Consider the following 21,356-nt stretch of genomic DNA (forward strand, 5'->3'; position numbering starts at 1 on the left):
AAGGTTCCCAGCCAAGCAACGGAAAAGGGGTTTCACCATGCCGGGCGACAATGCAAACAAGGCACTCATCGACAGCCTCAACGGGCTGCTCGCCGATTTCTTCGCGCTTTACCTCAAGACCAAGAATTACCACTGGCATGTCGCCGGCCCGCAATTCCGCGATCTGCACCTGCTGTTTGACGAGCAGGCCGCCGAAATCTTCGCGCTGACCGACATCGTTGGCGAACGCGTGCGCAAGAACGGCGGCACCACGCTCACTTCGATCGGCTCCATCGCCGCCAAAACCTCCGTCGAGGATGACGATCGCGACAACGTCGGCGCGCTGGACATGGTCCGGTCGCTGCGCGACGACAACGCCGCCCTGGTGGAAACGATCCGCAAGGTAAAGGCGGCCGCCACCGCCGCGGGCGACAATGCCACCGAAGGCGCGTCTGACGATTGGACCGACCAGGCCCAGCAGCGCGTCTGGTTCCTCAGCCAGATCCTCGCCTGAGCCGCGCTTTTCCACGCCCGCTGCTCCACGCCGCGCTGCGCCTGGCCCACCGCCTGCGCGTGGCGTGGTGGCGCTGGCGCGCTGTGCCGGTGCCCGGCTGCATGATCGTGGCACGCAATGCGGCAGGGCACGTGCTGCTGGTGCGGCACAGCTACTACGACAGCGCGGCCTGGATGCTGCCCGGCGGCGGGCTGGCACGCGGGGAAAGTGCGGTTGCCGCCGCAGCCCGGGAATTGGCCGAAGAGACCGGCTGCAGGCTGGCGGACGCGATACACGTCACCGATCATCTTCGCGATCGCGGCGGCTGGCTCAACCAGATCGCCCTGGTGGCCGGGACAGCGCATGGCCAGCCCCGCGCCGATGGACGCGAACTGCTTGCCGCAGCGTTCTTTCCGGTCGCAGCCCTGCCCGCCACCACCAACCCCGCCACGCGCGAGATGATCGACCTGTGGCGACAAATGGCGCAACCGCCTTCAGAACGGTAGCTCTGCCTGGCCCGGGGCCGGTTCGGCCTGGCCGCTTTCGTCAAGCGCCGAAAGCGTCACGCCCATCAGCCGCACAGGTTGCGGCAGCGGCAGCACCTGGGCGAGCAGACCGCGCGCGATATCGGCCAGGGCCTCGCGGCTGGCAATCGGGGTGGAAATGGAACGTGCCCGGCTCATTACCGAAAAATCGCTGAATTTCAGCTTCAGAGTGACCGTGCGCCCTGTCGCTTTGGCTCGCGCGACCCGATCCCAGGCCAGATCGACAATCGTCTCGAGAGTTTCGCGCAGAACCGGGCCGGAGGACAGATCGCGATCGAACGTGCGTTCCGCGCCCACCGACTTGCGCGGGCGATCGGCTTTCACGACGCGCAGGTCTATGCCCCGCGCCGCGCGATAGAGATATTCCGCCTGCACGCCGAAGTGCTGGCGCAGGGCCGCCAAGCCCATGGCGCGCAGATCGGCGCCCGTGGCGATGCCCAGCGCCGCCATCTTCGCCGCGCCGCGCGGCCCGATGCCGTGAAACCGCGCCACAGGCAGCCCCGCAACGAACGCCGCACCTTCGCCCGGGCGGATCACGCACAGGCCATCGGGCTTGTTCTGATCGCTTGCCAGCTTGGCCAGGAACTTGTTGTAGGAAACCCCGGCGCTGGCGGTCAGCCCGGTCTCGGCGCGGATGCGCTGGCGGATCAGTTCGGCAATGCGCGTGGCCGAACCGATCCCGCGCCGATCACGCGTCACGTCAAGATAGGCCTCATCGAGCGAAAGCGGTTCGACATCGGGCGTATAATCCAGGAAAATCGCGCGGATCTGCTGTGAAACCTGGCGATAGACGTCGAACCGCGGCCGGCGGAAAACCAGATCGGGGCACAACTGGACGGCACGGGTCGAGGGCATGGCCGAACGGACGCCGAAGGCCCGCGCTTCGTAACTGGCCGCGGCCACCACGCCGCGCGCCGCGCTGCCGCCGACCGCCACCGGCCTGCCCCGCAATTCGGGCGCATCGCGCTGTTCGACGCTGGCATAGAAGGCATCCATATCGACATGGATGATCTTGCGCAGGCCTGGTGCGCTGTCGGCACTGTCGTCGAGGGCGGGGGACGGGGATCGGGGCACGGGCATGGCGCGCAGCCCTCATGCCATATTTCTCGCCGAAAAACCGCAACAAAACCTTGGATTGCCGCTTCCCGCCTGCCATAGGCCCGCCATGCAACCCGATCATCCAGCCGCGCGGCCCCCTATCAGCGTTGTGGCGACCAGAACGTTGGGCGGCCGCGAATTCATCGCCATGATGGCCATGCTCATGGCGCTTCAGGCGCTGGCGATCGACGCCATGCTCCCCGGCCTTGGGCAGATTGCCCATGATCTGGGGGTCAGCGATCCCAATCGCCGGCAACTGGTGGTGGGCGTGTTCCTGGTTTCGGTGGGGATCGGCTCGCTGATCCCCGGCGCGCTGGCTGATCGTTATGGCCGCCGCCCGGTACTGCTGGTTTCGATCACGTTCTATGTCGTGCTGGCGCTGGGTTGCGCCCTGGTGCCCGATTTCGATGCGCTGCTGGTTCTGCGCGCGCTGCATGCGATAGCCACCGCGGGCGTGGCCGTGCTGCCGGCCGCTATCGTGCGCGATCGGTTTGCCGGCGATCAGATGGCCCGCACGTTGTCCACGGTTTCCACCGTGTTCATGGTCGTGCCGATGCTCGCGCCCAGTATCGGCCAGGTCGTGCTGCTGTTTGCCGGATGGCGGTGGATTTTCGGCGTGCTGGCCTTGCTTTCGGCCGCCATGGGCGTCTGGGTCTTCCTGCGCCTGCCCGAGACGCTCGATCCGGCAAACCGCCAGGCGATCGAGCCGACGACGATCGCGCGCAACATGATCCACTCGGCGATCGAGCGTTCCTCGGCCGGCTATGTCGTGGGCGCGGCACTCGTTATGGGGGCCATGTTCGGCTATATCAGCTCTTCCCAGCAGCTCGTTGCCGAACACTTTGGCGCCGGCCGCTATTTTCCGCTGCTGTTCGGCGCGACGGCGCTATCGCTATCGTTTTCCAACTTCTTCAACGCGCGCATCGTCGAGCGCTTTGGTGCCAGGCGCGTGTCGCAGACGGCCCTGCTTATCTGTATCGGCCTGAGCGGGCTGCAAGTCTATCTGGCGTTCAGCCCGCACCAGACGCTGCTGACGTTCATGCCGGTGATCGCGGCCAATATCTGTGCCTTGGGCTTCATCGGCGCCAATTTCAGCTCGATCGCGCTGCAGCCTTTTGCCCGTACCGCCGGGGCCGCCAGCTCGATGCAGATGTTCATGCGCACGCTGATAGGCTCGCTGATCGGCATTGCCATCGGGCAAGCCTATGACGGCAGCGCCCGGCCCCTGGCGCTGGCCTTCCTGATCTCGGGTCTGCTTTCGCTGGGCCTGGTGCTCTATAGCGAGCGCGGGCGCCTGTTTCGCCGGCTTATCCCCCCGGGCGGCGAACGCATCCTCGCGGATATCCCACACTGATACCAAGCTTTGGCCAGGAAACGCCCCGCCCCGATCACGCGACGGCGCGGTGCATGCCGGCCAGGGCGACGACAGCCTGTTCCGGGCGGGCGAAATGGTATCCCTGCATCAGGCGAATGCCCAGCCCGCGGGCGGTTTCCATCTGGATTTCCTCCTCCACGCCCTCGATCATGCATTCGATGCCCAGTTGCCAGGCAAAGGACACGATCGTGCCCACGGTTGCGCGCGCGCCGGGATCGCTGGACAGGGCGGCGGTCAGCGCGCGGTCGATCTTGACCATGTCGAGCGGCAGATCGCGCAACTGGGAAAGGCTGGACCAGCCGGCGCCGAAATCGTCGAGCGCCAGGCGGAACCCGGCCGCGCGGAACGCATCGAGCTGGGCCCTGGCGCGGCGTGGATCGGCCAGCAGCGCCGCCTCGTTCATTTCCAGCAGGAAACGGGCAGGATCGGCACCAGCATCGCGCACCAGCCGATCGAGCGATTCGACCGCACCTTCGCGGATCACGTCGCGCGGGCTGAGATTGATGGCGATGGTCAGGCCATGGCGCCACGCATCGCATTCGACCAGCGTACGGGCCAGCACCGCGCGGGTCAGTTCGCCGGTACGGCCGGTGGCGGCGGCCAATGCCATGAATTCGCCCGGCGCCAGCCAGGTCTGGCCGTCGGGCGACCAGCGGGCAAAGGCTTCGAAGCCGACAATGGCCTTGGTATCCACGTCGTAGAAAGGTTGATACAGCAGCCGCAACCGATCGTCCAACCGGCATCCGTGGAATTGGCGGGTCATGGCCGCGCGGTTTTGCAGCGCGACTTCGTCGTCGGCGCTGAACAGCACGATCGCGCCTTCGCCGCGTCGCTTCGCCTTGTAGAGCGCCGCGTCGGCGCGTTCCAGGCACGCGGTGACGCCCTGGCCGACCAGGCGATGAATGCCGGTCGAAGCGTGAAGCTTGAGCGTGACGCCGTTGTGCACCACCGGTTCGCGCACGGCCTGGGCCAGATCGCCGGCCGCCATGGCGACGCCCGCCTGGTCGAGAGCGCCATCGAACAGTATGGCGAATTCATCGCCGCCCAGGCGCCCGTGTGCGATGACACCGGCAACAGCCCCGATCCGGGTCGATACGGCGCGCAGCACATCGTCGCCGGCGGCATGGCCATAGGTATCGTTGATATGCTTGAACCCGTCGAGATCGAGCAGCGCCAGCCAGGGCTGCGGCCCGTCCTGCCGCGCCACTTCCTGGCCAAGGCGCGCCAGAATCGCCCGGCGGTTGAGGCCGCCGGTCAGCGAATCGCGCGTGGCCTGCTGGAAATTGTTTTCCGCCAGCCGCGCCGCCATCCGTTCGCGCCGGGCCAGCAGCTGCTGCGAAAGTTCCAGTCGCACGAAATCGGCGTGAAAGCCGAAGGTCATCAGCAAAACCATGATATTGGCGGTGATCAGGACAACCAAGACCGGCCACACGGTCGGCCCATCCGCGAGCAGATAGACGACGCAGGCCGGTGCGGTGAAAATCACCATCAGGCGGGCTGCCGCCGCCGGCGCATGGGCCAGCCCCAGCACGCCTGCGATCGAGATGACCGACAGCAGCATGCGCACCAGCGCGCGCTGCGCCTCGGTGCCCACGCAATAGAGGTTGAGCGCCCATGAAACCGCAAAAAGCGAAACGATGGCGATGCTTGTCGGCAGGTTGACGATATCCTCGCGGCGCATGGCCAGTGGCCGGCGCGCGACCTGGCCCGGCAACCAATGCCAGGCCCGCTTGAATGACAAGATCACCACTACCACGCCCGGCATCAGATTGGGCCAGGGCACCGTGCCCATGAAGCGCAGGATGACCAGGGCCGTGCCAAGCGCCGACAGCAAGGAAAGGAAAGGCAGGCGGCGCGACAGGTTGTGCGCATAGGACGCTACCATCGTTTCGCCGCGATTGCCACGCCAGCGCGTGCCGCCGACGACCGAGCCGACCAACGCTTTCAGCCTGGCCGAACGCGTGCACTGGCGTGAAGACCGGTCCGGCCCATCTGCCGGGATTTTCCCAGCATTTTCTGGCGCCTGAGGTAATATGCTGAGGCCATCCATGACGATGGCGATAAGGCCAATCAAGTTAACAGGTGGTATGCATGCGGCCAGCCATGCAGGGAATTTCAACAGGAATGCACGCCGCAGCGCGCGCTGCGCTTCAGGATGCAGCCAGCGCCGCCACCAGGGCTTTGACTTTCTTTTGCCGCCACTGGGGCAACGGCGCTACCAGCCAGTAGCCACGCCGCCCGTTTTCGACCTCGCCCAGCGCCACGACGCGGCCGGTGGACAGCGCGAATTCGGCCAGCAGATACGGCACGCGGGCTTTGCCGAGGCCCGCCGCGGCGGCGCTGATCGCGGTGCCCGCATCGCCCACCGAAAAAGCCACTTCGCGCCCTTCGCCCGCCGGTGACGGATCGCCGGGCCAGCCGATCCAGGCACCGTCGCCGTTGTCCTGGGTAATGTCGGTAAAGCCTGGCGCGGCCACGATCACCGTCTCGGGTGCCCCCAGCGGAATACCTTCCAGATCACCCGGTCCTTCGGCCCAGCGCACCGCCAGATCGAGATTGGCCTCGGTAAAATCGATGTCGCCGTCCCCGCCGACCAGCGAAAAGCGCAGGGCCGGGTTCTCGGCGCGAAACGCGGCCAGGCGCTGGCTGAACCAGGCGGCGAAGAAATCGCGCGGGCAGGCGATGGTATAGACGTGGCTGGACTGGCCGGCCTGCATGGCCTGCACGCCTTCTTCGAAACGCAGGAACCCCTCGCGGATGGCATCGAGCCCGGCAGCCGCCTCGTCCGTCAGTTCCAGCCCCTTTGACGTGCGGCGGAACAGCACGACGCCAAGCAAGTCTTCCAGCGCGCGGATCTGCTGCCCCACGGCCGCCGGGGTCACGGCCAGTTCGTCGGCCGCCCGGGTGAACGAGAGATGGCGGGCGGCGGCATCGAGCACGCGCAGCCCGTTGAGCGGGAGATGGGTCCGCTTCATGGATGTTTCTGCCCCTGCCTGATAATCAGTTGGCCGTGGCCGGGGCGGCCAGCGGAAAGAACGGAATGGCCACCTGGAACACGCTGCCGTCGTCGCGGCGCATGGTATAATGCCCCTCCATGCTGCCGGTGGGCGTGCCCAGCGGGCAGCCGGACACGTAATCATGCGTCTGGCCGGATTCGAGCCGGGGTTGTTCGCCCACCACGCCTTCGCCATCGATGAAGCTGACCTGGCCTTGCCCGTCGGTGATCCGCCAGTGCCGCATGATCAGCTGGATCGCCTCGCTCGAATCGTTCTCGATGCGGATGTGATAGACCCAGAACCACTTGCCGGCCGCCACGCGCGATTGTTCCGGCAGGAAGTTGACCGCCACCCGGACGGTTACCCCATGCGTGATCGCGGCGTGCTGAAAAAGCTGCTTCATCCGCGCTAGGATAACGCAGTTGCGCCGTGGTTCCAATGCCCGAAATGGACTTTGCCCGCACAGCGCTTGCCCCGGAGCCAGGCACGCGGCACAGCCGGCAGGTGGTTACCGAACAGCCCCTTCCCCCTTTCATCGTCTGCGCCGTGCTGCCCCACGGCGAAACGGGCGCCGTCGTGCGCCTGTTAGGCGCGGAAACGGGTCTGATGGCGGCTTATGTCGCCGGCGCAAGAGGGCGCGCCTTGCGCCCTGTGCTGATACCCGGAAACCTGGTGGCGGCCGATCTGACGCGGCGGGGCGAAACGCGCCTGCCCGCCGTGCGCGTGGAGCTGGTGGCCAGCCGTGGGCCCTGGCTGGGCGAGCCGCTGGCCAGCGCCGGCATCGCCTGGGCCTGCGCGCTGAGCGCGGCCGCCCTGCCCCAGGGGCTACCCCTGCCCGCCATTCACGCGGCGCTATCGGCCTTGCTCGATGCCATCTGCATGGCTCCCTCGGCGCGCGGCTGGGCACGGGCACTGGCCGCCTATGAAACCTTGCTGCTGCGCGAGGCGGGCCAGGGCCTGGGGCCGGCCCCGCCCGCCGCACAGGATTGGGCCGCCGTTCTGCGCCAGCTGGACCGGCAGGGCCCGGCCATTGCCAGCCAGCTGCTTGCCGAACGGCAGCGCGATGTTATGGCGGCGCGCGCGATTCTGCTGGAACGGCTGAAACGCATCGGATCGGATTGAGAAGGCTCCACCATGAAAATTGCGGTTTTGCCTGGCGACGGCATCGGCCCGGAAGTGACGCGTGAAGCGGTGCGCGTGATCGAAGCGCTGGATCTTGGCATCGCCATGGAAGAAGCGCCGGTCGGCGGCTGCGCCTACAAGGCCGCCGGCCATCCCCTGCCGCCCGCGACGCTGGCGCTGGCCGAAGCTGCCGACGCGATCCTGTTCGGTGCGGTGGGCGATCCCGAATGCGATGCGCTCGACCGTCACCTGCGCCCCGAACAGGCGATCCTGGGCCTGCGCAAGGCACTGACCCTTTTTGCCAATCTGCGCCCGGCCCGGGTCTTTCCCGGCCTGGAACGCCATTCCGCGCTGCGCCCGGAAGTGGCCGGCACGATCGACCTGCTGATCGTGCGGGAATTGAACGGTGACGTCTATTTCGGGGAAAAGGGCTTTCGCCAGACCGCCGGCGGCGAGCGCGAAGGCTATGACATCATGTCATACAGCGAAAGCGAAGTGCGCCGCATCGCCCATGTCGCTTTCCGCGCCGCGATGGGCCGGGGCCGGCGCCTGTGCTCGGTGGACAAGGCCAACGTGCTGGAAACCTCGCAGTTGTGGCGTGACGTGATCGTGGAAGTGGCCCGGGATTATCCCGAGGTCGTGCTCGAACACATGTATGTCGACAATGCCGCGATGCAGCTGGTGCGCGCGCCGGGCAAGTTCGACGTGGTGGTGACCGGCAATCTGTTCGGCGATATCCTGTCGGACCAGGCGAGCATGTGCGTCGGCTCGATCGGCCTGCTGGCTTCGGCCTCGCTCGGCGAACGGCAGACCGCGCACGGCACGTTCGGGCTTTATGAGCCGATCCACGGCTCGGCGCCCGACATCGCCGGCCAGGGCCTGGCCAATCCGATGGCGACGATCCTTTCTGCCGCCATGCTGCTGCGCCATTCGCTGGGCATGGCCGATGCCGCCGACAGGATCGAGGCGGCCGTGGCGGCCACGCTGGCCGAGGGCGTGCTGGGCCGCGATCTGGGCGGGGTGGCCGGCACAGCGGAAATTGGTGACGCCGTGCTTGCAAAGCTGTAAGCGCTGCGCCCCATGTTGCAACTGGCAGTCATTCTTCCGACCTACAACGAGAGCCGGAACATCGCCTCGATGGTCGATCGGCTCGACAAGGCGCTGACCGGCATCGCCTGGGAGGCGATTTTCGTCGACGACAACAGCCCCGATGGCACCGCCGATGTGGCGCGCACCATAGGACGGGACGATCCGCGCATCAGAGTGATCGAACGCATCGGGCGGCGGGGCCTCGCCTCTGCGGCGATCGAGGGCATGTGCGCCACCGCCGCGCCGATCGTGGCGGTGATGGACAGCGACCATCAGCATGATCCCGCCCTGCTGCCCGCGATGCTGGCCGCGATCGAGCGCGGCGAGTGCGACGTGTCCTATGCCTCGCGCTTTGCCGAAGGCGCCAGCACCGAGGCATGGGGCCGGCCCGACCGCGTCAAGGTCTCGGGCCTTGCCAATGCCATTGCCCGCAAGGTTACCGGCGTGCAGCTGTCGGACCCGATGAGCGGCTTTTTCATGCTGCCCGCGGCGATCCTGCGGGCCGACGCGCATCGTCTTTCGGGCGTGGGTTTCAAGATCCTGCTCGACATTCTCGCCACGGTTGACGCGCCGCTGCGGGTGAAAGAATTTCCCCTGCACTTCGCCGCGCGGGCCGAAGGCGAATCGAAACTGGATCGTACCGTCGTGTTTGAATTTCTCATCGGCCTTTACGACAAGTGGCTCGGCCGCATCGTTCCCACCCGCTTTGCTCTTTTCGGCACCGTGGGGGCGCTCGGCGCACTGGTCCACCTCACCGTGCTGTATGTGGTGCTGAACCTGTTCGGCGCCAAATTCGCGCTGAGCCACTATCCCAAGGAAGCAGCGTTCATCGTCGGCCAGACTCTGGCCGCGATCACCGCGATGACGTTCAACTTCGTGCTAAACAACGAGTTGACCTATGCCGACAAGCGCCTGCGTGGCTTCCTGCCGCTGATGCGCGGCTGGCTGAAGTTTGCCGCCACCTGCGCGTTCGGCATGCTCGCCAACATCGGCGTTTCCACCGCCCTGGTGCGCATCGGCTTCCATTCGATCTCGGCCGCGATGGTAGGCATCGTGCTGGCCTCGGTGTGGAACTTCGCGCTGTCGAGCAAGTTCGTCTGGGGCAAATATGGCTGAACGTGCGAGGCAAGAACGGTGTTGGCGTCACCGGGCTTGACGATGCGGTGCCCGGTTATTTCCACACCGGCAGCCAGGTGAACAGGCGGAAGGATTTCACCCCCGGCAGCGGCAGGGCGGCCAGGATCGGGAAGAAATAGGCAAAGCCGACAAGTGCCAGCGCCACGCTGGCCCAGGCCGGCCAGCGCAGGCCGCGCTGCCATAGCTGCGTCAAAGCCAGCGCGAGCGCCGCATCGAGGAACACGGCGGCAAGCTGGTAGTGGTAATAGAACTGCACCGGCTTGCCATTGAGCGCCCAGAAGAACAGCGCGCCGGCATAGAGCAGTGCAACCCCGCCTGACAGGGTCGATAGCCGGTTACGCCCGGTCGGCCACCAATGGCCCGGCAGCGCCAGGGTGCGGCCCGTCAATGCCTGGACACCATCCGCCGCGCACCACAGCAAGGCGGCCAGCCCCGCCCACATCGTGTAGGGATTGCCGATCATCAGCACCCCGCGCTGCGCCCCGTCCCACTTTTCATAGAAGAACCAGATCGGCCGGGCATTGAGCATCCATTGATACCAATGGCTCATATAGCGGTGCGGCTTGATCACGCTGTCCTGCAGTCTCAGCATCGTCTGCTGCCACTCGATCAGGTGCCAGGGGCTGAGCGGATTGACCGCGTAGAACATCGCCGGGGTGAACGTGGCGAAATAGACCAGCACCGGCCAGAGCCCAAGCCATACGAAGGCTTCCGTCAGGCAAACGCCCGGCACCGGCCCGCCGCCGCGCCCGGCCAGCAAGGCCGGCACGCGCCGCGGCATGCCGGCACCGGCCCGCCAGCGCGCGTGGGCAAACCACAAGCCGGGAAGGATCATCAACGGCACCCCGTTCCACTTGCCTGCAATGGACAGGCCCATGAACAGCCCGCACAGCACCAGATGCCGCCGCCGGCCCTTGCGCGCCGCCAACGTCCATTGCCAGAAGGCAAGTGCGAGCGAGGCAGCCATCGCCATGTCGAGAATGGCAATGCGCGCCAGCACGAACCAGATGAAGTTCGTGGCCAAAAACAGGCCGAAGAGCAGCGTGCCCGGCCGCGACAGGCTGGCCCACCAGAAAGCGCGGATCGCGGCATAGAGGCCGATCGTGCCGTACAGCGCGTTGAAGAACCGCCAGCCGAACGGATTGTCTCCCCAGGTCATCATGCCCAGCGCGATCAGTTCCTTGCCCAGCAGCGGATGTTCGGGATTGAGGCGGCTGGACAAGGCGATCAGGTGACGCGCCGCAGGCAGGTAATGCACTTCGTCGAACATGATTTTCGATGGCGTGCCCAGGCGCCAGAACACCAGCACCGCAAAGACCGCCACGATGGCCAGCACGCCATGGATCGGATCGGGTTCGCAAGCGCGCGGCGGCAGCGTGGTCGGCTGGGTCATTGGTCGGGCGCGATACGCCAGATCGCGGCATCGGCGCAATGGCATGCCTTGCGCGCGCGAGCCGGCGCAACTAAGGCTGCGGGCCATGAAACGCACCACCGGACAAGACCGCTCGATCACCCAATCCTGGCGCCCGGCCACCAAGGCCGTGCGCGGTGGCACCTGGCGTTCGGAAATGGGTGAAACGTCGGAAGCGCTGTTTCTGACCTCTGGCTTTGCCTATGACGATGCCGCCACTGTCGCCGCGCGCTTTGCCGGCGAACAGGACGGGATGACCTATTCCCGCCTGCAGAACCCGACCGTGGCCATGCTGGAAGAGCGCATCGCGCTGATGGAAGGGGCACAGGCCTGCCGCACCCAGGCAAGCGGCATGGCGGCGATGACCACGGCCCTGCTCTGCCAGCTTTCGGCGGGGGATCACATCGTCGCGGCCAAGGCCGCGTTCGGTTCGTGCCGCTGGCTGGTGGAAAACCTGCTGCCGCGCTTTGGCGTGGAAGGCACGCTGATCGACGCGTCGGACAATGCCGCATGGGAAGCGGCGATCCGGCCCAACACCAAAGTGTTCTTTTTCGAAACGCCCGCCAATCCCACGATGGGCATCGTCGACATGGAACATGCATGCGGCATCGCCAAGGCGCATGGCATCACCACGGTGGTGGACAATGCCTTTGCCACCTGTGCCCTGCAGCGGCCGATGGAATTCGGGGCCGACGTCGTCGCCTATTCGGCCACCAAGATGATGGACGGCCAGGGCCGGGTGCTGGCCGGCGCCGTCTGCGGCAGCAAGGATTTCATCGACAACGTGCTGCTGCCGTTCCAGCGCAATACCGGGCCGAATTGCGCGCCGTTCAACGCCTGGGTCGTGCTCAAAGGGCTGGAAACGCTGGACCTGCGCATCCAGCGCCAGAGTGCCAATGCCCAGAAAGTGGCCGAATTCCTGGAAGCGCGGGTGCCGGTGATCCTCTATCCGGGGCTTGCCAGCCATCCGCAGCACGATCTGGCGATGCGGCAGATGCGCGCGGGCGGCACGATTTTTTCCATCGTGCTGGATGGCGGCAGGACGCAGGCGCATGGCCTGCTCGACGCGCTCAGGCTGATCGACATTTCGAACAATATCGGAGACTCCCGCTCGTTGATGTGCCATCCGGCCACCTCCACGCACCACGGCGTCGGCCCGGAAGGGCGCGCCGACATGGGCGTGAGCGACGGCATGCTGCGCCTCAACGTGGGGCTCGAAGATCCCGAGGACGTGATCGAGGATCTGGACCAGGCGCTGCGGGCAATCGGTCTTTGAAGAACCGAAATGCCGATATCCGGTCTATCCAATGCCTTGACAGCAGCCTATTGTGAGCCACTGAAATAGACCGGAGCGGGCCGTGCTGGCTGAAGCGCATCTTTCGGCCATTGTGCAATCATCGGATGATGCCATCATCAGCAAATCGCTGGATGGCATCGTTCTGAGCTGGAATCCCGCGGCTACCCGGATCTTCGGGTTCACCGAAAAGGAAATGATCGGGCGTTCGATCCGCCGCCTGATTCCCGAAGACCGCCAGGCCGAAGAGAATGCCATCATCGACCGCATCGCCCGCGGCGAAAGGGTCAAAAGCTTCGAGACCATCCGCCAGCGCAAGGACGGCACTTTTTTCCAGGTGTCGTTGACGGTATCGCCGATCCTGGCGCCCGATGGCAGCGTGGTGGGCGCCAGCAAGATTGCCCGCGACGTGAGCGAACGCCATGAAGCCCAGGCGGCACTGGCGCAACACGAACACCGCCTGCGCATGCTGGCCGACAACATCTCGCAGCTGGCATGGGTAACCGATCGCCAGGGCTATGTCTTATGGCTCAACAAGCGCTGGTACGATTATACCGGATTGACGGAGATGGAATCGACCGTAGGGGTTTGGCCGATCCATCATCCCGATCACTTCGACCGCGTCGTAAACAAGTATTACGCAGACGTGGCGGCAGGGCGCGAATGGGAAGACACGTTTCCCCTGCGCGGCCGCGACGGCAACTATCGCTGGTTCCTTTCGCGCGCCAAGCCGATCTGCGACAGCGCGGGGCACATCGTCAACTGGTTCGGCACCAATACCGATGTCACCGAAATGATGGAGAAAGAGGAGCAGATCCGTCTTCTGCTGATGGAAGTGAACCACCGTTCGAAGAACATGCTGGCCGTGGTCCAGGCATTGGCGCGCCGGTCGGGCGGGGTCGATCCCGATTTCCTGCGCCGCTTCGAAAGCCGGCTGGGCAGCCTTTCGGCCAATCAGGATCTGCTGGTGCGGCGCGGGTGGCAGCATATTCCGATGGCAGAACTGGCCGATGCACAACTGGCCATTCTCGATCGCAGAAGCCGGGCCTCGGTCAAAGTGTCGGGGCCGGAAATGCTGCTCTCGCCGCGCACGGCCGAAATCATCGGCATGGCGCTGCACGAGTTGGCCACCAATGCCTTGAAGTACGGTGCCCTGTCGCGGCGCAGCGGCCATGTCTGGCTCTATTGGGAAAAAGAGAAAGACCGGTTCATCGTGCAGTGGCACGAACGGGGTGGCCCCCTGGTAACCCCGCCAGAACGATCAGGGTTTGGCACCACCTTGATCCGCCACATTCCCGAACGCAGCCTGAAAGCGGACGTGACGCTCGACTATGCGCACGATGGGCTGGTCTGGCGGCTCGATTGCGATGCAACCCTGGCGGGAACGCTGGCGTCGTAACAACCCGAAAGCGGGCAGCGAACGCGCGGATCAGCCGGAGGCGTCAGCCCTGCGTTTCGCCGGCGAGGCGCGCTTCCAGCGCGGCAACCCGCGCTTTGAGTGCTTCGGCTTCTTCCCGCGCCGTTGCCGCCAGTTCCTTGACGGCGGCAAATTCCTCGCGGCTGACGAAATCCAGCCCGCCCAGCACCTCGCGCGCTTTCTCGCGCGCATTTTCGCCAGCCTCGCGGCCCAGCCCGGCAAGCGTGCCGGCCGCACTGTTGAGCACCTTGACGAAATCGGCGATAATCGGGTTTTCGGTCTGCATGGCGGCCCATCCTGGGGTTGATCAACGTACCGGTCTACATGGTGCCGGCAGGCGCAAACCGCAAGCATGCGGCGCGATTATGCAGGTATCACGACAATGGGCGTCAGGGCGCGTCAGATCGCCATCCGCACCGCGGCCTGCGGCGGCGCGACGGCATCAGCGCCAGGATTGAGCCGGATGAACTGGAAATTGAGAACAGCGGCAAAACATATCCATGCCAGGTAGGGCACGAGCAGCCACCCGGCCGCAGGGCGCACCCGCGCGAACAGGAAAATCGTCAAGGCGACAAGCGGGATCATGGCAAGAATGATCCCCTGCGCCACCATCATGCGATGCAGCCCGAAAAACACCGGGCTCCACGCCAGGTTGAACAGCAGTTGCACCACGAAGGCCGCCACCGCACCCGGCCGCCCGGGTGCGCCGCGCGCGGCCAGCACCATGGCCAGCGCAAGGCCCATCAGCACGTAGAGCACGCTCCACACCACGCCGAAGGTGGCGGGCGGCGGATAGATCGCCGGTTTGACGAGCGTGGCAAACCATGGATTGTCCGCCCCGCTGCCGGCCGCGCGGCCCGACAGGAAGCCAAGGCCCAGCACCAGGGGAATCGTGAAAAGCGCCCAGCGGGCAAGGCTGGCACGAAGTTGCGCGGGCGAAGCGAGATAACGCATGATCGGTTTTACGTCTGCCTCAAGCAATTGGTTCCGGCAAATGGTTCCGGCCAATGGTTACGAAACGCCGGTTGCCATGACGGGTATGGCAAGTGTCGCGCCGCTAGGCAATCGGCCAGCGAATCTCATTCCGATACGCCGCGATGAGGAATTCCACGTTGCCTTCCGGCCCGGTGATCGGGCTTTCGACGATGCCCTGCACCGCCCAGCCATCCCCTTCCAGCCAGGCCCGCACATCGGCGCAGACCCGCGCATGCAAGGCCGGATCGCGCACGACGCCGCCTTTGCCCACTTCGGCACGGCCTACTTCGAATTGCGGCTTGATCAGCGCGACCAGCCGCGTCGGCCGCGCCGCCAGGGCCAACGGCACCTCCAGCACTTTGGACAGGGCAATGAAGCTGGCATCGCACACCACCCAGGTGGCGGGCCTGTCGATGTGCGCTGGCGTCAGAATGCGGGCGCTGGTCTGCTCGAGAACCGTGACACGCGGATCCTGCCGCAACTTCCAGGCCAGCTGGTTGGTGCCGGAATCGACCGCGAAGACATGAGCCGCACCCTTTTGCAGCAGGACATCGGTGAACCCGCCGGTGGAACTGCCGATGTCCATGGCGACAACGCCGGCCGGGTCGAGCCCGAAATGATCGATCGCATGAGCAAGCTTGATTCCCCCGCGCGAAACCCAGGGGTGATCACGCCCCCGCACCTCGATCGCGGCATCGGCCGCCACCGCCTGCCCCGCCTTGGCCACCTTGGCCTGTCCTGCATAGACCAGCCCGGCCAGGATCAGTGCCTGGGCTCGCGCCCGGCTTTCGGCCAGGCCGCGTTCGACCAGCAGTTGATCGATGCGCAGTTTTGCCACGGGTTTTGCCCGTGCGGCGGCTGGTGCGGGATGCGCCGGATCAGAAGATGAAGGCGTTCGGGTTGAGCTCACGCACGCTTCCTTCCATAAGCCGGCCATGAAGATCAACCGGGCAGCCCGGCCAGGGCGCAATTCTCCGCAGCGATATTTCGGCATGGCGCCGTTGCTGGCGGCGCTCGCCACGGCCTGCGCACCCCAGGCGGTGATCCCGCCCGCGCCCGTGCGCCAGGCCCCGCCGCCACCGCCGCCGCCTGCTGCGCTGCCCAGGGTGGCGGCACCGGCCGACTGGCGCGATCAGCCGCAGACCCCGGGCACGTGGCGCTATGCCGGCGGCCGCGCGCAGTTCGGCGTGGCGGGCGGGGCGCCGGCCCTGGCGATGGAATGCCGGCCGGGCCAGGTCGTGCTCACGATTCCAGGCAATGCATCCCAACCGATTCCCGCAGCCATCACCACCACCAGCCAGCAGCGCGCGCTGAGCGCCATGCCGGCGGGCGCGGGAACGTTGACGATCACCCTGCCCGCGCGGGATGGCCTGCTTGATGCCATGGCGTTCAGCCGCGGGCGGTTCATGATCGAAATCAACGGTCTGCCGGTGCTGATCGTGCCCGCCTGGGCCGAAGTAGGCCGGGTTGTGGAAGACTGCCGGTGAAGTGACCGCGGAAATCGCGGCGCAACGTCATGGGCATCGCTATCGTCGGCCTGGACGTGATGGGCCTGGACGTGATGGGCCTGGATTGGGGGCGGCAATCCGATCCGCAACCGCGGTTTTCCGAGCGCGAAGCGTCGATTGTGACGGCAAATTAAATGAATGCAAGTCTTGTTGTTTGGCCGGCGATTGCGCAAATACGTGCGCAGGGCGGTGAGCGGTTTTCAGAACACTCCCGATCCAGCTGTCCGGAACGCCCCGGGCAGCGACTTGGCTCAACAGCGCGAAAGGAGGTGATCCGATGTCTCATGGTTCAGCAGAGAGGTCGGCATTCCGCAGCGCGAGGCATTATCGCTGATACCAGCACAGCGATAAAGGCTTCGTGAGCGGCACTTCCGGCCGCTGACCATGCGAAGGGCCGCTTCGGGACTGCCGGATGCGGCCCTTCACATTATTTCTTTTTGCTTGCTATTTGCGCAACAATCGTTCAACGGGCGAATCACTTCGCATTCCCCAGTTAGGATGATCGTGCCATGGCGACCACTGCCGCGCCTGCCTTGACCTTTACCCGCATTGCCCATCCCGCGCCCGTTCCGGCCGATGTGCGTGCGCAGGTGCTGGCCGATCCGGGTTTCGGCACGCGCTTTTCCGATCATATGGTATCGATCGCCTGGACCGAGGCCAAGGGCTGGCACGATGCGGAAATCCTGCCCTATGGCCCGATTGCGCTCGATCCTGCCGCGTCGGTCCTGCATTATGCGCAGGAAATATTCGAAGGCCTCAAGGCCTATCGCCTTCCCGACCAGGGCATCGCGCTGTTCCGGCCCGAAGCCAACGCCGCGCGTTTCAACGCATCGGCCCGCCGCCTGGCCATGCCCGAGTTGCCCGAAACGCTGTTCGTGGACGCGGTGGAGCAACTGGTGCTGACCGATCGCGCATGGTTTCCGACGATCGACGGCGGCTCGCTGTACCTGCGCCCGTTCATGTTCGCGACCGAAGCGTTCCTGGGCGTGCGGGCGGCCACTGCCTATCGCTTCATGGTGATCGCCAGCCCGGCGGGCAACTATTTCAAATCCGGCGTGCCTGCCGTTTCGATCTGGGTGAGCGACTATACCCGGGCGGCCCCAGGCGGCACGGGTGCGGCCAAGTGCGGCGGCAACTATGCCGCCAGCCTCGTGCCCACGGCCGAAGCCTTTGCCCGTGGGCACGATCAGGTCCTGTTTCTCGACGCGGCCGAGCGCAAGTGGATCGAGGAGCTGGGCGGCATGAACCTGTTTTTCGCCTTCGACGACGGCTCGATCCTCACGCCGCCGCTTTCCGGCACGATTCTGCCCGGAATCACGCGTGAAAGCCTGCTGACGCTGGCACGCGGGGAAGGCCTCACCGTGCGCGAGGAGCGTTATAGCCTGGACCAGTGGCGCGCCGATGCCGCTTCGGGCAAGCTGGTCGAAGCCTTTGCGTGCGGCACGGCGGCGGTTGTCACGCCGGTGGGCAAGGTGGTGGGCCACGATGGCGAATTCGTGATCGGTTCGGGAGGCCCGGGCCAGTTGACGCAGAAGCTGCGCCAGCGCCTGGTGGCCATCCAGCGCGGCGAAGCGCCCGACACGCATGGCTGGGTCAGGCGCATCGCCTGATCCGGCTTGCCGTTTCGCCGGCCCCCGCTTATCCAGCGCGGAAACGGGTGGGGGCACGATGGCCAAGCTGACACTGGAACAAGGGCTTTTCCGGCTTGACCGGCTGACACGCGTGTTGTCGTGGCTATTGCCGGCGAGCGGCGCCTGGATGGGCTTGGTGCTGGTGGGCGCCAGCACGTTCGATGCCATCGCCGTGCTGCCCTCGATCATGGGGCCGGCCGGCATCATCGGGGTGATCGGGGTGCTGCTGGGCATCGCGATGTCGTGCATGTGGCTCTCGCGGGCCAATGCCAACCTGCGCGCCGCCGGGATTTTGTTGCAGCATGGGCCGGTCATGGCCTGGCTGTGGGTTTTCGTGCCTGTTGCCTCGCTGTTCAAGCCATACCAGGTCATGCGCGAAATCTGGCGGGAGAGCATGGATCGCACCCGGGAAGCCGGCGGCCGGACGACGCCGCTGCTGCCACAATGGTGGGGGGCGTGGCTGGTCGCGACGCTCGCTTTGAACATGAGCGGCAACGCCCATGTCGAAAAGACCGATTTCAACCACTTCGTGCTGACACCGCTGGCGGCGATAGCCGGCTTTGCCGCGTGCCTGAGGTTCCGGACTTTGGTGCGTGACGTCAACCGGGCGCAGCAGGGGCTGGCCCATGCCGCGGTTTTTGCCTGAAGCCTGACCTAAGAGACGGCTCGCCGGCCAGCGCTTTCACTCCGATAGGCCGGGCATGGCAAGCGCCCCCGATTTTCCTGTCACCCGCGCGCAGGCGCTGGCACGCCTTGCGGCGTTCGTGCCGCTGGCCGGGCACGGCTATGCCAAGGGGCGCAATTTCGACAAGGGGCCGGGCCGCCATGATGGCGTTTCGCGGCTTTCCGCCGCCCTGCGCCGGCGCACGGTGAGCGAGCGCGAGGTTGTGCAGGCCGTGCTTGGCGCGCATGGCCCGGATGACGCGGCGAGCTTTATCAGCGAAGTTTTCTGGCGCACTTACTGGAAAGGCTGGCTGGAACAGCGCCCCGCCGCCTGGACGCGCTATCTGGCCCGATGCAATGCCGCGATGCAGGATCTGCAGAACGATCCCGGCCTGGCCGCGCGCCATGCCAGGGCGATCGGCGGGCAGACCGGGATTGACGCGTTCGATCACTGGATGGGCGAACTGGCGCAGACCGGCTACCTGCACAACTGGGCGCGCATGCAGGTGGCTTCGATCTGGATCTTCACGCTGGGCCTGCCGTGGGAATTGGGCTCAGGGCACATGCTGGCGCACTTGCGCGATGGCGATCCGGCGTCGAACACCCTGTCGTGGCGGTGGGTGGCCGGGCTGCACACGGCGGGCAAGGCCTATCTTGCCGACGGCGCGCGCATCGCCGCGATGACCGACGGGCGCTTTGCCCCCCAGGGCCTGGCGAGCCACGCCGCCATTCCGGCGGAACCCGCCCTGCCCCCCGCCGCGCCCTGGCGCGCCGCCACCCCGCCCGATCCGGCGCGGCCCACGCTGATCTGGATCACTCCCGAGGATGCCGGGCTGGAGCAGGAAACCGCGCTGGCCGCCCTGCCCGTGCGCGCGGTCGTCGCCTGCCGCGCCCAGGCCGTCACGGCCGCCGACATCGCCGCGCTTGACGACGCCTTGCAGCGCGCCTCGGCGCGCTGGCAGGCCCCCGCGCGTTGGCTCGACGATACGGCCGGTCTTGCCGATGCAGCGCGGTCTGCCGGAACCGCCCAGATCGTGACCGGTTTCATTCCCGTAGGCCCGCTGGCCGATGCCCTACCGGCGATCCACGCGGGATTGCAGGCCCAGGGACTGCTGCTGGCCGAGCATTTGCGCGCGTGGGACAAGGCTGTCTGGCCGCATTGCCGGCGCGGCTTCTTTGCCCTGAAACAGGAGATTCCTGCATTGCTGAAGGATCTGGCATGAGCGATCCGGGAGAGGGGGATCGGGGACAGGGCGATCCGGGACAGGGCGATCCCGGACAGGGCAAGCCGGCCCATGGCAAACCGGGCGGGCGCAAGGTGCCCAGCGGGCGGCTGTCCCGGCTTGCGGCGTTCGGCCAGTTGGCGGGCGGGGTGGCCGGTGGCATCATGGCCGAAGGTGCGCGGCGCCTTGCCAGGGGCGAACGCCCGCAATTGGGCGATCTGGTGCTGACACCGGCCAACGCGCTGCGCGTGACCGAGCAGCTTTCCCGCCTGCGTGGCGCGGCGATGAAGCTGGGGCAGATGCTTTCGCTCGACGCCGGCGACATGCTGCCCGACGAATTGACCGCCATTCTGGCACGCTTGCGCGACTCCGCGCATCATATGCCCCCTGCGCAGCTGCAAAAGGTGCTGAACGGCGAATGGGGCGCGGACTGGCGCCGCCGCTTTGCCCATTTCGATCCGCGGCCGCTGGCCGCCGCCTCGATCGGGCAGGTACATCGCGCGCGCCTGCCCGACGGGCGCGAACTGGCGATCAAGGTGCAATATCCCGGCGTTGCCGCTAGCATCGATGCCGATGTCGACAACGTCGCCACGCTGCTGCGCCTTTCCAGCCTGTTGCCCGCCTCGCTCGACATCGCGCCGCTGCTGGCCGAAGCCAAGCGCCAGTTGCACGAAGAGGCCGACTATGTGCGCGAAGCGGCCCAGATGCGCCACTATCGCGATCTTCTGGCCAGCGATCCGCGCTTCGTGGTGCCCTCGCCGGTAGAGGACCTGACCACCACGCGCGTATTGGCTATGGATTACGTGGCGGGCAGGCCGATCGACACGCTGGCGCAGGCATCGCAGGACGAACGCGATGCGATGCTGGCAGCGCTGCTCGATCTGGTACTGCACGAACTGTTCGTATTCGGCTTCATGCAGACCGATCCCAACTTTGCCAATTATCGCTGGCAACCGGACAGCGGCCACCTGGTCCTGCTCGATTTCGGCGCGGCGCGGCCTGTTCCGCAGGAAACGGCGTCAGCCTATCGCGCGGTGGTGGAAGCCGGGCTGGCCGACGATGCCGCCGCACTGCGCAGCGCGATCCTAGGCGCCGGTTTCGTTTCGCCCACGCTGCTCGATCGGCATGGCGAGCGGATCGACGGGATGATCGCGGTCCTTATGGCGCATCTCTCGCAGCCGGGGCCGCTCGATTTTTCAGACCGCCGTTTTGTCGACGATCTGCGCGTGCTGGGCCGCCCCATCCTGGAAGACCGCGCGGCATGGCACGTGCCGCCGGTGCAGACGCTGCTGGTGCAGCGCAAGGTCAGCGGCACGGCGCTGCTGGCCGTGCGCATGAAAGCCCGCGTGCCGATCCGGGAACTGGCCCAGTCCGCCATCGCCCCGCGATAACGGCGCGCG

22 protein-coding genes are annotated in these 21,356 nt (G+C 66.3%); 14 read left to right on the top strand and 8 right to left on the bottom strand.

Features of this window, described 5'->3' with window-relative positions:
* Nucleotides 1–37: 37 nt before the first annotated feature.
* Entirely contained in the window at nt 38–493 is a 456-nt protein-coding gene (locus AC3EDY_RS10625) for a Dps family protein (protein WP_488572469.1), read from the top strand.
* Nucleotides 439–978, top strand: coding sequence for an NUDIX domain-containing protein (locus AC3EDY_RS10630; RefSeq protein WP_488572470.1), 540 nt, complete (start codon nt 439–441; stop codon nt 976–978). Before AC3EDY_RS10625 ends, AC3EDY_RS10630 begins: the two co-directional genes overlap by 55 nt.
* On the opposite strand, the gene dinB is transcribed toward AC3EDY_RS10630, so the two are convergent.
* Nucleotides 967–2,097 (bottom strand): DNA polymerase IV, encoded by a 1,131-nt coding sequence (gene dinB / locus AC3EDY_RS10635; protein ID WP_488572471.1) that lies wholly within the window; start codon nt 2,095–2,097, stop codon nt 967–969. The genes AC3EDY_RS10630 and dinB overlap by 12 nt on opposite strands.
* Before the next feature lie 127 nt (nt 2,098–2,224).
* Between dinB and AC3EDY_RS10640 the strand changes: the two genes are divergently transcribed.
* Nucleotides 2,225–3,469, top strand: coding sequence for a multidrug effflux MFS transporter (locus AC3EDY_RS10640; RefSeq protein WP_488572472.1), 1,245 nt, complete (start codon nt 2,225–2,227; stop codon nt 3,467–3,469).
* 34 nt (nt 3,470–3,503) lie between these two features.
* Here AC3EDY_RS10640 and AC3EDY_RS10645 read toward each other — a convergent pair whose 3' ends face one another.
* The 3 genes from AC3EDY_RS10645 to apaG all read right to left on the bottom strand — a co-directional run bounded on the left by AC3EDY_RS10645 (nt 3,504) and on the right by apaG (nt 6,889).
* Nucleotides 3,504–5,429: a putative bifunctional diguanylate cyclase/phosphodiesterase gene (locus AC3EDY_RS10645; protein ID WP_488572473.1), complete on the bottom strand. Its 1,926-nt coding sequence runs from the start codon at nt 5,427–5,429 to the stop codon at nt 3,504–3,506.
* A 211-nt stretch (nt 5,430–5,640) separates the two neighbouring features.
* Complete coding sequence (locus tag AC3EDY_RS10650) at nt 5,641–6,465, bottom strand: LysR family transcriptional regulator (RefSeq protein ID WP_488572474.1); 825 nt, start codon at nt 6,463–6,465, stop codon at nt 5,641–5,643.
* 25 nt (nt 6,466–6,490) lie between these two features.
* Nucleotides 6,491–6,889: a Co2+/Mg2+ efflux protein ApaG gene (apaG, locus tag AC3EDY_RS10655; protein WP_488572475.1), complete on the bottom strand. Its 399-nt coding sequence runs from the start codon at nt 6,887–6,889 to the stop codon at nt 6,491–6,493.
* Nucleotides 6,890–6,990: 101 nt separating this feature from the next.
* Between apaG and recO the strand changes: the two genes are divergently transcribed.
* Genes recO through AC3EDY_RS10670 form a run of 3 tightly spaced genes read left to right on the top strand, consistent with a single transcriptional unit; the run spans nt 6,991 to nt 9,813 of the window.
* Nucleotides 6,991–7,608: a DNA repair protein RecO gene (gene recO, locus AC3EDY_RS10660; protein WP_488572476.1), complete on the top strand. Its 618-nt coding sequence runs from the start codon at nt 6,991–6,993 to the stop codon at nt 7,606–7,608.
* A 12-nt stretch (nt 7,609–7,620) separates the two neighbouring features.
* Complete coding sequence (gene leuB / locus AC3EDY_RS10665) at nt 7,621–8,676, top strand: 3-isopropylmalate dehydrogenase (protein ID WP_488572477.1); 1,056 nt, start codon at nt 7,621–7,623, stop codon at nt 8,674–8,676.
* A 12-nt stretch (nt 8,677–8,688) separates the two neighbouring features.
* Complete coding sequence (locus tag AC3EDY_RS10670; protein ID WP_488572478.1) at nt 8,689–9,813, top strand: glycosyltransferase; 1,125 nt, start codon at nt 8,689–8,691, stop codon at nt 9,811–9,813.
* 55 nt (nt 9,814–9,868) lie between these two features.
* On the opposite strand, the gene AC3EDY_RS10675 is transcribed toward AC3EDY_RS10670, so the two are convergent.
* Complete coding sequence (locus AC3EDY_RS10675; protein WP_488572479.1) at nt 9,869–11,227, bottom strand: glycosyltransferase family 39 protein; 1,359 nt, start codon at nt 11,225–11,227, stop codon at nt 9,869–9,871.
* 85 nt (nt 11,228–11,312) lie between these two features.
* Here AC3EDY_RS10675 and AC3EDY_RS10680 point away from each other — a divergent pair, with 85 nt between their 5' ends.
* Nucleotides 11,313–12,521 carry a trans-sulfuration enzyme family protein gene (locus AC3EDY_RS10680; protein WP_488572480.1) on the top strand — a complete coding sequence of 403 codons (1,209 nt, stop codon included), beginning with the start codon at nt 11,313–11,315 and terminating at the stop codon, nt 12,519–12,521.
* 82 nt (nt 12,522–12,603) lie between these two features.
* Complete coding sequence (locus AC3EDY_RS10685; RefSeq protein WP_488572481.1) at nt 12,604–13,938, top strand: PAS domain S-box protein; 1,335 nt, start codon at nt 12,604–12,606, stop codon at nt 13,936–13,938.
* A gap of 43 nt (nt 13,939–13,981) precedes the next feature.
* On the opposite strand, the gene AC3EDY_RS10690 is transcribed toward AC3EDY_RS10685, so the two are convergent.
* The 3 genes from AC3EDY_RS10690 to AC3EDY_RS10700 form a co-directional block, all read right to left on the bottom strand.
* Entirely contained in the window at nt 13,982–14,242 is a 261-nt protein-coding gene (locus tag AC3EDY_RS10690) for an accessory factor UbiK family protein (RefSeq protein ID WP_488572482.1), read from the bottom strand.
* Between the two features lie 113 nt (nt 14,243–14,355).
* Complete coding sequence (locus tag AC3EDY_RS10695; RefSeq protein WP_488572483.1) at nt 14,356–14,910, bottom strand: TspO/MBR family protein; 555 nt, start codon at nt 14,908–14,910, stop codon at nt 14,356–14,358.
* Nucleotides 14,911–15,013: 103 nt separating this feature from the next.
* Nucleotides 15,014–15,841 (bottom strand): TlyA family RNA methyltransferase, encoded by an 828-nt coding sequence (locus AC3EDY_RS10700; protein WP_488572484.1) that lies wholly within the window; start codon nt 15,839–15,841, stop codon nt 15,014–15,016.
* A gap of 25 nt (nt 15,842–15,866) precedes the next feature.
* On the opposite strand from AC3EDY_RS10700, the gene AC3EDY_RS10705 reads away from it, so the two are divergent.
* From AC3EDY_RS10705 to AC3EDY_RS10730, 6 genes are all read left to right on the top strand, one after another.
* Entirely contained in the window at nt 15,867–16,418 is a 552-nt protein-coding gene (locus tag AC3EDY_RS10705; RefSeq protein WP_488572485.1) for a hypothetical protein, read from the top strand.
* A gap of 29 nt (nt 16,419–16,447) precedes the next feature.
* Nucleotides 16,448–16,573: a hypothetical protein gene (locus AC3EDY_RS10710; RefSeq protein ID WP_488572486.1), complete on the top strand. Its 126-nt coding sequence runs from the start codon at nt 16,448–16,450 to the stop codon at nt 16,571–16,573.
* A 375-nt stretch (nt 16,574–16,948) separates the two neighbouring features.
* Nucleotides 16,949–18,049 (top strand): branched-chain amino acid aminotransferase, encoded by a 1,101-nt coding sequence (locus AC3EDY_RS10715; RefSeq protein ID WP_488572487.1) that lies wholly within the window; start codon nt 16,949–16,951, stop codon nt 18,047–18,049.
* A gap of 58 nt (nt 18,050–18,107) precedes the next feature.
* Nucleotides 18,108–18,716 (top strand): DUF4328 domain-containing protein, encoded by a 609-nt coding sequence (locus AC3EDY_RS10720; protein ID WP_488572488.1) that lies wholly within the window; start codon nt 18,108–18,110, stop codon nt 18,714–18,716.
* 55 nt (nt 18,717–18,771) lie between these two features.
* Nucleotides 18,772–19,956 (top strand): FAD-binding domain-containing protein, encoded by a 1,185-nt coding sequence (locus AC3EDY_RS10725; protein ID WP_488572489.1) that lies wholly within the window; start codon nt 18,772–18,774, stop codon nt 19,954–19,956.
* Nucleotides 19,953–21,347: an ABC1 kinase family protein gene (locus tag AC3EDY_RS10730; protein WP_488572490.1), complete on the top strand. Its 1,395-nt coding sequence runs from the start codon at nt 19,953–19,955 to the stop codon at nt 21,345–21,347. Before AC3EDY_RS10725 ends, AC3EDY_RS10730 begins: the two co-directional genes overlap by 4 nt.
* Nucleotides 21,348–21,356: the final 9 nt, after the last annotated feature.

It is taken from the genome of Novosphingobium sp. DS6-6, assembly GCF_057784975.1.